We start from the raw sequence: 12,121 nt of genomic DNA, 5'->3' as shown, positions 1-12,121 counted from the left end.
CCTGATGTAAACAAGTTGTTTTATTATGATATTTTTTATTTTGTATACAATGTACGAAAATCGAGGCGATTATAATATTAAAATGTGACATTGAGCAATGTTTGCAAAGAAATGTGATTGTAAATAAAAGTGTCGACTGTTTTATGCTCAATAATTCGGATGATAATGGCTAAGATCCCATCAACATTTTTAGGTAAATGCATCAGAGTTGAGTTCATTGAGGCCTGCTATAAACACGTTAAAAGACAATCAATTACTTTGCGTTGAAAAATATCAAAGCTCGTTTCTTTACGGTTTTTTAGCGTGTTAGTTACTATCACCCGATAGCATGTTTTGGTACAGAGGACTTTGGTCGTACAACCCGTTGATCAGGATTAATGGTAGTAAAATGTAAGGTGGAAAGTTTCAAGATAACTATTTTTAATAGAAATTTGTCAGAGGCAAGCTGGAGACAATAAGCGATACAAAAGCCTCATGCTGTCTACAAATAAAAAAACCAGTGCAAGCACTGGTTTAATCGTTGATGGAATCTAGTCGAGCCGCTTGTCGTAATACAAGCCTGGAGCAATAGATTTCATTTAGCCGTTAAAACTTACATCCAGCGGCTTTTTTGTTTGCGTTGTGGTCTTGGCAAGTAAACCAAGATAATACCAATCAAGGCGCCTAAACCGGCAATCATTGCACCTTGCTGCCACATCTTTGACTGGGCGTTATCTTTCATTGATTGCAGTTGTTGATTACTGCTATCACGCTCATTAGTCACTCTTGATAATTCAGACTGTAAAGAAGCAATCTGATTGTTAGCTGAAGTCAGCTCCTGAGCAACAGACTCTGAACTTTGATCAAGTTGAGATAAGGTGGTTTTAGTTTTTGCTAACTCAGCTTCTAGTAGCGGTAAGCGATTCCGTAAACTCGTTCCTGTTTCAATTAAATCAGACTTTACCCAGCCTTCACGATTTTTATGATCACGAATTTTACTGTATTCATTTTGAGTTTCATTTAATAAGGTAATCGTTTGACCAGCCTCAATGCTGCCTAAAATACGATATTGGGTACCTGGACCACCGTGGATGTAAATAAACACATCGTCAGTAATGTAATGCGTCTGAGCCATTAAACCTTTTGAGAGCAGTAGCAAAGCTACTATTGTAAGCATTCTGAACACGTTATTTTTCCATACCATTAGAACTATCCGTCATGCTATTTATTTACTGTCTTGATTGCAAGGAAGAACCGCAAAGTCTTATTTAAATAAGCGGGATTACTGATTTTTTGACGACTTTTACGTGAAAATTGCTGCAAAAGTGTCATCAATTAATAACTGGGTGGATTTTTTTATGCTCCATCATCTGTTCGGTTTGTTTTAGGCAATAAAAAGCCAGTCACAAGGACTGGCTTTATTTTGGCTATCTATCTCAGCAATCTTAGCTGAATACACCTTTGATGGTGAAGAAGAACAAGATAGATAATGCAGCGCCGGCTGGTAACGTTACTACCCAAGAAATAACGATGTTACGAACTACACCGATATTAATTGCAGCAATACCACGTGCCATACCCACACCTAATACCGCACCAACTAATGTTTGAGTTGTTGAAATGGGTAAACCAGTACCAGAAGCAATTACCACGGTTGATGCAGCAGCTAATTCAGCGGCAAAACCACGGCTTGGAGTCAGATGAGTAATGTTTTTACCAATGGTCTGCATGACACGCTTACCAAAGATAGCTAGACCCATTACGATACCGATAGCACCTAAAGGAAGAATCCACCATGCAAGTGCTGCTTTCGATTCAATTGCACCGCCACTGTTAACTACAGATACAACTGCAGCTAATGGGCCAATTGCGTTAGCAACGTCATTTGAACCATGAGCAAACGCCATACAACATGCTGTAACAACCATTAAGATTGCGAAGACTTTTTCAACGTTTGCATATTCAGTTTGACGATTAATATCAGTGCTCATGTTTAAGCGACCAATAGCGACTTTACCGAAAATACCAACACCAATAGCAACAGCAATTGCTAAGCCGTACGCTTCAACGGTTGAGAAGTGTAGACCAACATGTTTTAGACCTTTAGTAATGGTAACAAGTGACATAACGAAGCCAGCAAGTGCCATATAGAAAGGAACGTAACGTCTTGCATTAGCTAAAGGGTCGTCAGTATTAAAAATTAACTTTTGAACACTTTGGAAAATCATGAAAGCAATAAAGCCGGAAATCGCAGGTGTGACCACCCATGAACCGATAATGCCAACAACTTTACCCCATTCAACCGCTTCAGTACCTACACCTACTGCAGCGAAACCAACAATCGCACCAACAATTGAGTGAGTTGTTGATACTGGCCAGCCTAATGCTGATGCCGCAACTAACCATAGACCCGCAGCGAGTAGTGCGCCGATCATGCCGTAAACCAGAAGTTCTGGTGAATCGACGAAGAAGCTAGCGTCAATAATCCCTTTACGGATAGTACTGGTAACTTCGCCACCGGCTAAATAAGCCCCAGCGAACTCGAAGATCATTGCAATAATAATTGCTTGTTTGATTGTGATGGCGTTGGAACCTACTGAGGTACCCATAGCATTAGCAACGTCATTCGCGCCAATACCCCATGCCATCAAAAATCCAAATACAGCCGCAATACCAATTAGCATTGGGCCATTGGTGACTAATACATCAACCATGTTGTTTCCTTGATAACTTTTTTAGTTATGAACTGCGAGCTAACATTAGCTCTAGGCGAGAGCCTACACGCTCAGCTAGATCAGCCAAGCCTCCAACCCATTCGATGATCTTGTACATAAACATGACATCGACAGGATTCAAATCTGCTTCCAAGCTTAGTAGTAAACGACGTACTTGGATCTGCAAATCATCAGAATCAGCTTCAATTAGATCTAATTCATTGATCATCTTGGCTACTAATTCGACTTCACGACCACGGAAACCTGTTTCAAGAAGGTCATCGAGTTCGTTAATTGCTTGCTTAGCAAGAGAGACAGCATCTAAACAACGTTTGAGGTAAGCATTAAACGGTGCTTGAACTGGTTGAGGGAACACTAATTGGCGACCGATAATACGGCCTGAGATGTCTTTAGCTTTGTTGGCAATTTTGTCTTGCTGAGTTAACAACTCAAGCAAGTCAGTACGCTCAACTGGCATAAACAACCCACTAGGAAGGGTGAGACGGATTTCACGCTTTAGCGCGTCAGCGTCATTTTCTAATAAGCTAATTTGCTTACGAACACTTACAGCTTTATCCCAATCTCCAGCAGTGGTTGCTTCAAAGAATGGTACGAGTAAAGATGCACATTCGTGCACTTTATCTATATGCTGTTCTAATGGTTTAAGGGGTGATTTTGCAAACACACCTAAAATAGAGTTTACTGGCATTGCGGTTAACCTATTTAATGATTCCAATGTTGGAAAAACGGGCGCATGTTACCTCAAGCGTCCGCATAATGAAACTGTGTTTTTAATTTAATCTACAGTTAATACGGCTCAGTATATAGAACTGAGTTGCGCAATCCTAAGGGATTTTTATGACAGAAATGTGACATTGTGAATTTATTATGACGCATTGATGAAGATTTAATGACAAGATGAGTAGAAAGTCAATGGACGCAGAGATTGAACTTAAGCTGTTTATGCAGTCGCAACACAATGATTTGCTTGTTAAATTACTTAACGGAATGAGTGATTCAACACCACAAAATATCACAAGTTTAACAAATAAATATTTTGATACAGCCAAGTTACAACTTCGCAGCTGGAAAATGGGCTTGCGTATCAGAAAGGGTGAAAATTTCACCGAGCAAACCATTAAAACAGCTGGAACAGTTTCGGGAGGGATTCACTCTCGACCTGAATATAATGTGCCGATTTCCCAAGATACACCCGAGTTGGCGCTTTTTCCGAAAGAAGTATGGCCTGAAGAAGCGGATATTGATGCGCTACAAGCTGAGTTAACCTGCGTATTTGAAACGAACTTTACCCGTCAGGCATGGCACATATACATTGAAGGCAGTTTAGTTGAAGTGGCGTTTGATGTTGGAAAAGTGATCGCAAATGGAGAGGTTGATCCGATTTGCGAGATTGAGTTTGAATTACTGGCTGGAGAGACATCGGCGTTACTGCACCTTGCAATTGAAGTTGCTAAGCATATACCTGTCCGTTTAGGTAAGGCGAGTAAAGCGCAACGCGGCTATCATTTAGCAGGACACCTGCCAGCCATAGCACTAGAACAGATTGATTATATTTGTTTGCCTACTGATAAAAGCTTATCTAAAACATTAGAGGTGTTACTTGAAACTGGTATTGAGCGCTGGCAGGTTATAGAAGCCTTACTTATTGATACCAATGATATTGTTCAACAAGCAAAATTATGGAGTCAGCTCAGAGCATGTGTCAGGTTATTAAGATTAACCTTGATGCAATTTGGCTTACTTAATAGCGATGTGTTAACCCACTTTGATGTGATTGAACAAAAATTACAATTTATCGAGCCACTGCAAAGTTTGAGCTTATTACTCGATGAGCCACAAAAGTTGCTGGGCAAACGCATCGATAAAACTCAAATCATTCCACTCGTGCAGCAAAGCGTCAATGAGTTGGTTTTAAACCAACGATTAAGCTGTTTATGGCAACTGCCTGAATACGGCCAATTACAATTGGCACTGGTTGAGTTGTTACTAAAAACCGCGAATGGGAGCCACCAATTAGTTGATTATCCCGAATTAGGTTTATTTGCTAATCATCTTCAGCAGGACTCTTGGCAAAAAATTGTTGATTTAATGCCAATATCTGCGGCAATGGACAGTTTAGATTATCAACAAGTCGCACAAGGGTTAGATGAAAGTATTTTGGTCGGTTTTGCTTATGGCGAGCTGTACCAATCTGATGATCGAGAAGCATTTAGAGCGCCATGGCAAGATCTGGCATTAGGTATTCAAACGTTAGGTTGCTATCAGCTTTTAGCTAAATTAACTGAGCAAAGTGAAGTGGATATCAGCGATTGGCTTCAAGACAAAGAAGCCAGTTTACTCTTTGCAATGGAGCACTCACGTAAAAGCGCGCTTAATAATCAGCCTTATTGGTAAGCATTGGATTAGCGCCCAAAAAAAACCTATCATTACGATAGGTTTTTTTATGTCACTTGCGCTATTCACGAGTCTTGTTTTGTTGATTAAGTTCTTCCCGTAATCGAGTGATTTCAGCTAACATGACTTGCTGGTTTTGCTCCATTTGCTGCTGATTTTCTTCCATTCTCAATAAGGCTTTTTCAAGTTCAAATTTAATTTCTTTCTTATTATTCTCGCTTCGTTCATGGTCATCTGGCGCGACAAAGACTGAGGCCATGTAGCCCGATATCACACCAAAAAAGCTTACGCCGCTCATAATAACAAGGGCGCCAACGACATGCCCCACAGTGCTTACAGGGTAGTAATCTCCATACCCCACGGTTGAAATGGTAACCAAGGTCCACCAAATGGCTTGTTCAGCGGTCTCTATATTAGCGCCTTCTGTACCTGCTTCAACTAATAAGATGACAATAGAGGCAGTGGTTAAAATGAAGACCATTGCTAACAACAAACTCGCTAAAGTGGTTTGTTTGCGTTGTCTAATCAGTGGAATAATTAAGGTGCGACTAACACGTATTAAGCGTATAACCCGAAGAATTTGGAATACACGCGCAATACGCAGTGCTTCAATGGCGGGAATACTGGCAACGAAGTCAATCCAATGATGTTGAAGATAGAATTTTTTGTTGTTGGCTTTTATGAGACCGTAAAAAAAACGCGACATAAAAATCATACAAATACTGAGATCGATAAACAGTAATAGCCTGCGTGTTTCTGCGTCAACGTTTCCAAATGTCAGGATTAGCACCACGATGACAGAGAACAGCGACAGGATCATCATAGCTAAGTCAAAAGGGCTCGGGCCATTTAATGCTTTTAGTGACCAACGTTTTTTTTCGATCATAGTAAAATCCGTTTTGAGAATATTGCGTTGTGGTGATGCTAACAATGTAACCTTTTAGAGACAATCTAAAGGTATAAAAAAACACGCCAAAGGGCGTGTTTTGCGTTTAGCTTGGTTGTATGCTTATTCATCAACAAATTGAACTAAATCATCTAGCACACGTTTTTTGATTTCTAGCTGAGCATCAGCTTCTAAACCATATCTGTGTGCCAATATTGCATAGTCATCTTGGCTTAATGACACTGTTAACCTTGGGCGCTTAGGGCGTTTAGTCACTTCTAAGCCTAAGATTGAGCGAATTTGATCTGAAGGGCTAACACCTGCATCTAGCGCTGCTTTACGAATTAAGTATTGAAACTTTTCATCGAGGTCAAAAGCCACTTGTGTCGCTTTTGCTGCTTGCTGATTTTTAATCCATGTATCTGGTAATGATTTACCTTTACTCATGTCAGGTGTTACTCCTTTATACTGCCAGTGTTAACTCGCTGGCCAAAACTCACGAATGTCAGTTACTGGGCGGTACAGTGTTAACATGACATCGGTATCGCCACCTTCGTAGACCTCAATATCGACAGCCTGAGAATCTTCATTATTGACTAAAGAATAGCTTTCAAAGGCATTTCCGCGATGTTGGCTGCTATCATCTTGAGGTGGTTTTTGGCCACGATAATCTTCACGATGGAAGTATCCAAAACAACCAAACTCTACTTGATGGTATGCGCTAGCAAGCCAACGTCCGTATTCGCTATCTAACTCATTCGACAATGAAAGTGTCGTGAGCTCTGCATTGCCAGGTTCTTCAAATATTTGGCTAAACTGCTCCAAGTCAAACAGCTGCTCTACCACCGCTCGGTTTACTTTGATTGAAAAACTCAAGTAAGCTTCATCTTCTTGATGATACGAGAGATAAATTGCAGTACCGCTGTGGCCTCTAAGTAACCACTCACATTGCTGAGAGCGCTCATACTCATAAGTATGGACTTCTTCAACTTTAAGCTGCTGCCCACGTAGTTGCTCAGGTAAAGCAAAGCTATCATCAAGGGAGATCATATCTCCCTTGAGTAGCTTGTTCACATGGTCAAGCTGACGTTTTGGGGCTTCTTTTTTGCCGAAAAGGCCACTTAGAAATCCCATAGCTTAATTAACCTTTTTTCGCTTTAAGGCGATCAAGAACAGCATTAGCACTAGACTTTTGCTCACCAATGCCTGCTTCAGCTAGCTTGGCATGTAATGACTTATTGCTGTTTTCTTCAGCTAATGCTTCAGAGGCTTGTAAGCGATCATCGAATGATTGCTGACGTGCTTTGATGCGCTCTAAAGAATCTTTTGCATTCATTAGCTTCGAGTTACTTGACGCAAATGAGTCAGTAATCGTGGCAGTGGCTTTTTGAACACTTTCAGTGGTTTTCACCATGCTTAGCTGACGCTGGTAATCCGTTAACTGACGTTCAGTTTTCTTAACTAAATCTTTAAGGCGAACGGCATGAGCAGAAAAGCTTGCGTTAGCGGCTTCTTGGTCAGCGAGTTCTTGGTCCAGTTGAGCAATCTTTTCAGCAACTTCGATAGCCAAAGCTTCGTTGTCTTTTTCAAGCGCTTGTGTAGCGTAACCTTCGTGCTCAGTGATGCTGCGCTTTAAGCGGTCAACTTCACGGCTAGCTTGCATCTCTTTCGCCATTACGTCAGTTAATTCACGCTTAGCTTTGGTTAAATGCTTTTCTGCATCACGGATTTCTTGTTCAAAAATACGGGTAGAATTTGCATCGACAATGTTTTGGCCGACTTCATTAGCACCGCCGCGAAACGCCGTTAAAATTTTATTTAAAATGCCCATGTGTGGCTCCTTACTTCAAAAATTCGACGAGTTCGTCGATGACTTCTAAACAGTTATCAGACAATACTGATAATTCTTGTTCAATCTCTTCCATGCTTGAGGTGACTGAAAGTGCACCGTAAACCACATATTTATCGTCAATTTTTGCAAATGATGATAGTGGCATTGGAATGTTTAACTCCAACATGGTTTCAAACATTTGAGTGCGAGTTTCTTCTTTCACTTCGCTCTCATCCCATAAGTAACTGATACACAAAACTTGGTTGTCAGTTACTGATACAAATACTGGTAACTCTTCGCGACCAGCAACGTTGACTTGTAACACCTCAACATCACCATCAATTGGGAAACAATCAAACTTCAACCCTGTGTGGCTCTCATCGCCTAGTTCAGTTAAGTGGTTAGCAATCTTATGGATATTCATATTTGTCCTTATTGACATATTATGTCTTAGGTTTCAAAGATAGCACTTAGACATATTATGTCAAGGCTATTCTTTATTAGATTAAAAAAGATTCATCCCTTGGTTATCAGACCAAGACGCTAAGTGATAATGGTAAAGCTGTAATGAGCCAATTTTATTGGTCTTAATCTTATCTTTATCGTCATAAAAGTTGCCAGGAAACTCAAAAGCACCATGAATTAAGCCCGGTGTTAACCAGTCTTCTTCTATTGGCAGTGGCTGATTATGGGCTAAACGAGACTTGGCATCTTTTCCTGCGCGAGTTGCGATACTCCAGCCCCATTCACCAAAACTTGGCACATTATGATGATATTGCTGTACGGTAAAACCAGCCGATTCTATGGTTTTTCCGACAGAAATGAATGCCTGCTGCGCATGGTATGGCGAGGTAGACTGTACTGTCATCGCACCATCGGCGCTCAATAATTCAGCGAGCTTTCGATAAAATAAATCAGAGTATAGTTTGTTGAGATCGGGGTGACTTGGATCTGGAAGATCCACGATGATGACATCAAACTTCTGATTCTCTTTAATCAGGTTATCTACGCCATTAAATGCGTCATCGAACACCAAGTTGACTCTCGGGTCATTTAACGCATTGCCATTAAGTGACAGCATAGCTTGGCTGACATGGGCTGGCATTTTTTCATCAGGGGCTGCAAATAACTCGACTAATTTCTCGTCTAAGTCCATTAAGGTGACCGACTTAGGTTGCCATTTGAACACTTGCTTAAGGCCTAACCCATCTCCACCACCAATGATGAGTACCTTGTCTTGTCTAGCACTGGCTGCCATCGTTGGGTGCACTAAAAAGCTGTGATAAATATGCTCATCAATGCTGGAGAACTGCAAACGGCCATTAATATAAAGAGAGTAGACAGGTTCTTGGCCATTACCACGTAAGCGTTCAGTAAAGGTTAATTGCTGAAAACGGGTCGCTTCGGCATAAACAACCTTGTCTTTGTACAATAAATTATTGAAGTTTTGTTCCCAACTAGGACCATGCATCGCCAATAGCACCAGTACACCACTGGCAACAAAGTGACCAATAAGAATCAATTTAGCCCAGCGAATTTGTTGCCAAAAACGCCATATAAAAACAAACCCTGCCAATAAGTTAACGCTGGCAGTTAATGCTGCTGCTAACTGAATGTCTAGCGAGAGCATAAACATTACCCATATTGCAGCACCTGCACCAGCGCCGATGTAGTCAGCACCATAAATGGTACCAGCATTATGGAGAAGGTGTTCTTCAGATAGGGATTGGCGAACTCGAGCAATGAGTGGAATTTCCATACCAATCATCAAGCCTAAAATGACGCCCCAAATATAAGGTAAATACTCACTGAGATTTTGTAGTGTCCCGATAAAACCGCCATCAGGAATATGATCGGGTGGCAGGCCTAATGTGTTGGCGATTATCAAGGGTAATTGCTGGCCAAAACCAATAACGGCCGCTGTGATTAAAATGGCGAGTGAACCACAAAAAGCGACGGTGAGTTCAAGCAAGGCGAAACCGGTAAACGCACAGCGAATTTTACGGGCGGCAAAAGCGCCAATACCCATAGATACGATCATAATGCCAATCATGGTATAAATCGCAGCTTCTAGTGCGCCAAGAATGCGGCCGGCATAGTGAGATAATAGGTATTCGTAGATAAGACCGCAGCCTGCAAGTAGCGCCATGATGCCCAGTAAAAGGGCATCATCGAACCATGCTAAGCTGCGTTTAGAAGGACTGCTTTGCTTGTTGCAGCCCTCCTGGCCATGTTCAAGCAAAGTATTATTCATCGAATTAAGCCATTAATGCCGCAAGAATAAGTGCGATACCAATACTGATAGCAAGCTCTACAGCTGCTACGCCAACGTTATGCTGCTTTTCAACTTCATCTGTGAGGTTAATTTGCGCTAACACTAACTTTTTGACGATGGCTAATAATACTGACAGTGCGATAAGCATGATCACTGAGAATGTCAGCCAGCCGACAATATTCATTAAATAAGCAGTCGGATCATAAATGATAAAGTGACTTGCAGCATTAAAAGTAAATGCCATTGCAATCATGTAACCACTGTGACGAACAGCAATAGCAACTTGACCTTGCTCTAACGCCTTTTGCATTGAATCACCCTGATTACGCTTAGCGTACTGGTGTTCACGGAATCGAGTTAGCAGCACTAGCATTAATTGAGAAATCAAGAATGCAGTGAAAATTGCGATAAAGGTGTCAACCGTAATATCTTCAGCCCACATTAATACTGAGCGAATAATGATAGCCGTTGCTATTGCAGCTGCTGCATCTACGATAGCAACAGACATATTGCCATTAACAATTTGGCTGTTTTTATCAAATTCATTGAGTGCCACTTTGTCATGTAAAAAACGGCCAAATTTAATTAGCACTAAACCAAATACGCCGTAGCAGGTCATGCCTATTGCTTCCATTGCGTATGAGTTTGCTGCTTCACCTGTAATGGCGCCAGTTAACACAATGCCTAAGGCTAATACTGCACCAGCGGTGCTAACACCAAAGGCAAAATTATCACGGTCTGCTAATTCTGCACGGCTGTTAACACGCACACTCCAACCTTGTAAGTAGCGCATTAATGCTAACAAAATTACAGCAATGGTAATGTCGATAGCTAAAATAATCGCTAAGTCTAGGGTAAGTCCGAAGTCACTTAAAAATGTCATGATTGTTCCTTATTTGCCTCGGCGTACACCGCGAGTTGTGCGGCTAGATGAATTACGAAAACTGCTGTCTTTTGAATAGGTCGAACGGAATTTACTTGAGCTAGCACTTCTAGTGCCAGTGGTACTTGCTTTGGGAGCTGAAGTACTTTGACGTGATAAGCTCGTTGAGCCAGTACGGGATTTAGCGTACGGGCTATTAAATTGTTTACCCTGAGAGTTAAAGGTTTTCTTGGTGTTTTCATAAGTGCGATTTTGAGCACTTGCTTGTTTTGGAGACGTGTAGCGATAACGACCAACGTCATTGTAATAGCTGTAACCACGATTGTTTGACCAACGATCATAACGCACTGGGTTCATGATATTTGAAAACATCGAGTACATGCCGTACCACGCCCAAAAAGACATGCCACTTGAATTCGTTTGCCAGCTACCATATGAAGGGTTACCGACGAGTTGGCTACCTGCACCAAAATCTTCACTGCCATTAGCCAGTGCAGCGGCTTCACGACTTATTGAGTTCACCCGTGCTAATTGCCCGCCAGATAAGTCTGCTACAACGTTAACAGGATCAGACAACATGTCATTATAGAGACTTGAGTCTGCAGCTTGATAAATGTTCTGCGCTTCTTCGAGCTGTTGATCTAAATCGATAAAGTTAGCTGAATCAGAAAGCTCGCTTGTGCGTCGTTTTAGCGATTGAAACATTGGCCCTGTGGTGCCAGCATCTTTTGCTAACTCATCTAAAAGCGGCACCAGATCGGGTTTGCTGCTTTTTAATAATTGCGTGTATTGCTTTAATAAAGTGGCATTACGCAATTCACCAGCATCTAGCATGGCGCCAAGCTGAGTTATTCGTTGTTGAGACAATTGCTGATATTGCGCAATTTTTTCAGGACGGTCATCGCCGCAACCTGAAAGTGAGATGCATAATATCAACCCGGAAAATACTGTGAGGACACGGGGTAACAAACCAGCCATGTTTTCTCCAATGCTATAAAAATCAAATTAAAATAATTAACAAACCGAATAAATATGTATTCATATTCGACCAAATATTTATACGGTTAGGTATAACTGCTATACAGGTTATAGTAATCTTAATGCTATATACAATTAAGACTTACATTAAACTTTTGTT

At 41.2% G+C, this 12,121-nt stretch carries 13 protein-coding genes; 1 reads left to right on the top strand and 12 read right to left on the bottom strand.

Translation table 11 applies throughout. The annotated features are described in order from the left end of the window. Positions 1 to 77: 77 nt before the first annotated feature. The 4 genes from AN944_RS21590 to AN944_RS00565 form a co-directional block, all read right to left on the bottom strand. Positions 78 to 218: a hypothetical protein gene (locus AN944_RS21590; protein ID WP_156669182.1), complete on the bottom strand. Its 141-nt coding sequence runs from the start codon at positions 216 to 218 to the stop codon at positions 78 to 80. A gap of 374 nt (positions 219 to 592) precedes the next feature. Then, complete coding sequence (locus tag AN944_RS00575; protein WP_235530817.1) at positions 593 to 1,156, bottom strand: TIGR04211 family SH3 domain-containing protein; 564 nt, start codon at positions 1,154 to 1,156, stop codon at positions 593 to 595. Between the two features lie 268 nt (positions 1,157 to 1,424). Beyond that, the gene (locus AN944_RS00570) at positions 1,425 to 2,693 is read right to left on the bottom strand and encodes an inorganic phosphate transporter (protein ID WP_055022632.1); all 1,269 of its coding nucleotides are present in this window, start codon (positions 2,691 to 2,693) and stop codon (positions 1,425 to 1,427) included. Between the two features lie 25 nt (positions 2,694 to 2,718). Beyond that, positions 2,719 to 3,402, bottom strand: coding sequence for a TIGR00153 family protein (locus AN944_RS00565; protein WP_055022631.1), 684 nt, complete (start codon positions 3,400 to 3,402; stop codon positions 2,719 to 2,721). A gap of 224 nt (positions 3,403 to 3,626) precedes the next feature. Between AN944_RS00565 and AN944_RS00560 the strand changes: the two genes are divergently transcribed. Next, the gene (locus AN944_RS00560; protein ID WP_082419825.1) at positions 3,627 to 5,108 is read left to right on the top strand and encodes an inorganic triphosphatase; all 1,482 of its coding nucleotides are present in this window, start codon (positions 3,627 to 3,629) and stop codon (positions 5,106 to 5,108) included. A 61-nt stretch (positions 5,109 to 5,169) separates the two neighbouring features. Here the strand turns inward: AN944_RS00560 and AN944_RS00555 are convergent, their stop codons facing one another. The 8 genes from AN944_RS00555 to AN944_RS00520 form a co-directional block, all read right to left on the bottom strand. Then, complete coding sequence (locus AN944_RS00555) at positions 5,170 to 5,994, bottom strand: ion transporter (protein ID WP_055022629.1); 825 nt, start codon at positions 5,992 to 5,994, stop codon at positions 5,170 to 5,172. Positions 5,995 to 6,117: 123 nt separating this feature from the next. Next, positions 6,118 to 6,441 carry a hypothetical protein gene (locus AN944_RS00550; RefSeq protein ID WP_055022628.1) on the bottom strand — a complete coding sequence of 108 codons (324 nt, stop codon included), beginning with the start codon at positions 6,439 to 6,441 and terminating at the stop codon, positions 6,118 to 6,120. Between the two features lie 30 nt (positions 6,442 to 6,471). Beyond that, the gene (locus tag AN944_RS00545) at positions 6,472 to 7,128 is read right to left on the bottom strand and encodes a hypothetical protein (protein WP_055022627.1); all 657 of its coding nucleotides are present in this window, start codon (positions 7,126 to 7,128) and stop codon (positions 6,472 to 6,474) included. Between the two features lie 7 nt (positions 7,129 to 7,135). After that, positions 7,136 to 7,825: a PspA/IM30 family protein gene (locus tag AN944_RS00540; RefSeq protein WP_055022626.1), complete on the bottom strand. Its 690-nt coding sequence runs from the start codon at positions 7,823 to 7,825 to the stop codon at positions 7,136 to 7,138. A gap of 10 nt (positions 7,826 to 7,835) precedes the next feature. Then, positions 7,836 to 8,249: a YjfI family protein gene (locus AN944_RS00535; RefSeq protein WP_055022625.1), complete on the bottom strand. Its 414-nt coding sequence runs from the start codon at positions 8,247 to 8,249 to the stop codon at positions 7,836 to 7,838. Between the two features lie 81 nt (positions 8,250 to 8,330). Further along, complete coding sequence (locus tag AN944_RS00530) at positions 8,331 to 10,079, bottom strand: polyamine aminopropyltransferase (protein WP_082419823.1); 1,749 nt, start codon at positions 10,077 to 10,079, stop codon at positions 8,331 to 8,333. Between the two features lie 4 nt (positions 10,080 to 10,083). Further along, positions 10,084 to 10,983, bottom strand: a complete 900-nt coding sequence (locus AN944_RS00525; protein ID WP_055022624.1) for a DUF350 domain-containing protein — start codon at positions 10,981 to 10,983, stop codon at positions 10,084 to 10,086. Between the two features lie 9 nt (positions 10,984 to 10,992). Further along, the gene (locus tag AN944_RS00520; RefSeq protein WP_055022623.1) at positions 10,993 to 11,961 is read right to left on the bottom strand and encodes a hypothetical protein; all 969 of its coding nucleotides are present in this window, start codon (positions 11,959 to 11,961) and stop codon (positions 10,993 to 10,995) included. Positions 11,962 to 12,121 lie beyond the last annotated feature (160 nt).

The sequence above is a fragment of the Shewanella sp. P1-14-1 genome, assembly GCF_001401775.1.
Lineage (GTDB): Bacteria > Pseudomonadota > Gammaproteobacteria > Enterobacterales > Shewanellaceae > Shewanella > Shewanella japonica.
This window is presented reverse-complemented; position numbering and strand designations above follow the sequence as displayed.

Excerpts from the sequence above, each read along its gene's own strand:
- AN944_RS00570 (WP_055022632.1), bottom strand. The coding sequence starts at position 2,693 with ATGGTTGATGTATTAGTCACCAATGGCCCAATGCTAATTGGTATTGCG.
- AN944_RS00550 (WP_055022628.1), bottom strand. The coding sequence starts at position 6,441 with ATGAGTAAAGGTAAATCATTACCAGATACATGGATTAAAAATCAGCAA.
- AN944_RS00535 (WP_055022625.1), bottom strand. The coding sequence starts at position 8,249 with ATGAATATCCATAAGATTGCTAACCACTTAACTGAACTAGGCGATGAG.
- AN944_RS00540 (WP_055022626.1), bottom strand. The coding sequence starts at position 7,825 with ATGGGCATTTTAAATAAAATTTTAACGGCGTTTCGCGGCGGTGCTAAT.
- AN944_RS00565 (WP_055022631.1), bottom strand. The coding sequence starts at position 3,402 with ATGCCAGTAAACTCTATTTTAGGTGTGTTTGCAAAATCACCCCTTAAA.
- AN944_RS00520 (WP_055022623.1), bottom strand. The coding sequence starts at position 11,961 with ATGGCTGGTTTGTTACCCCGTGTCCTCACAGTATTTTCCGGGTTGATA.
- AN944_RS00560 (WP_082419825.1), top strand. The coding sequence starts at position 3,627 with ATGGACGCAGAGATTGAACTTAAGCTGTTTATGCAGTCGCAACACAAT.
- AN944_RS00545 (WP_055022627.1), bottom strand. The coding sequence starts at position 7,128 with ATGGGATTTCTAAGTGGCCTTTTCGGCAAAAAAGAAGCCCCAAAACGT.
- AN944_RS21590 (WP_156669182.1), bottom strand. The coding sequence starts at position 218 with ATGAACTCAACTCTGATGCATTTACCTAAAAATGTTGATGGGATCTTA.
- AN944_RS00530 (WP_082419823.1), bottom strand. The coding sequence starts at position 10,079 with ATGAATAATACTTTGCTTGAACATGGCCAGGAGGGCTGCAACAAGCAA.
- AN944_RS00555 (WP_055022629.1), bottom strand. The coding sequence starts at position 5,994 with ATGATCGAAAAAAAACGTTGGTCACTAAAAGCATTAAATGGCCCGAGC.
- AN944_RS00525 (WP_055022624.1), bottom strand. The coding sequence starts at position 10,983 with ATGACATTTTTAAGTGACTTCGGACTTACCCTAGACTTAGCGATTATT.
- AN944_RS00575 (WP_235530817.1), bottom strand. The coding sequence starts at position 1,156 with ATGCTTACAATAGTAGCTTTGCTACTGCTCTCAAAAGGTTTAATGGCT.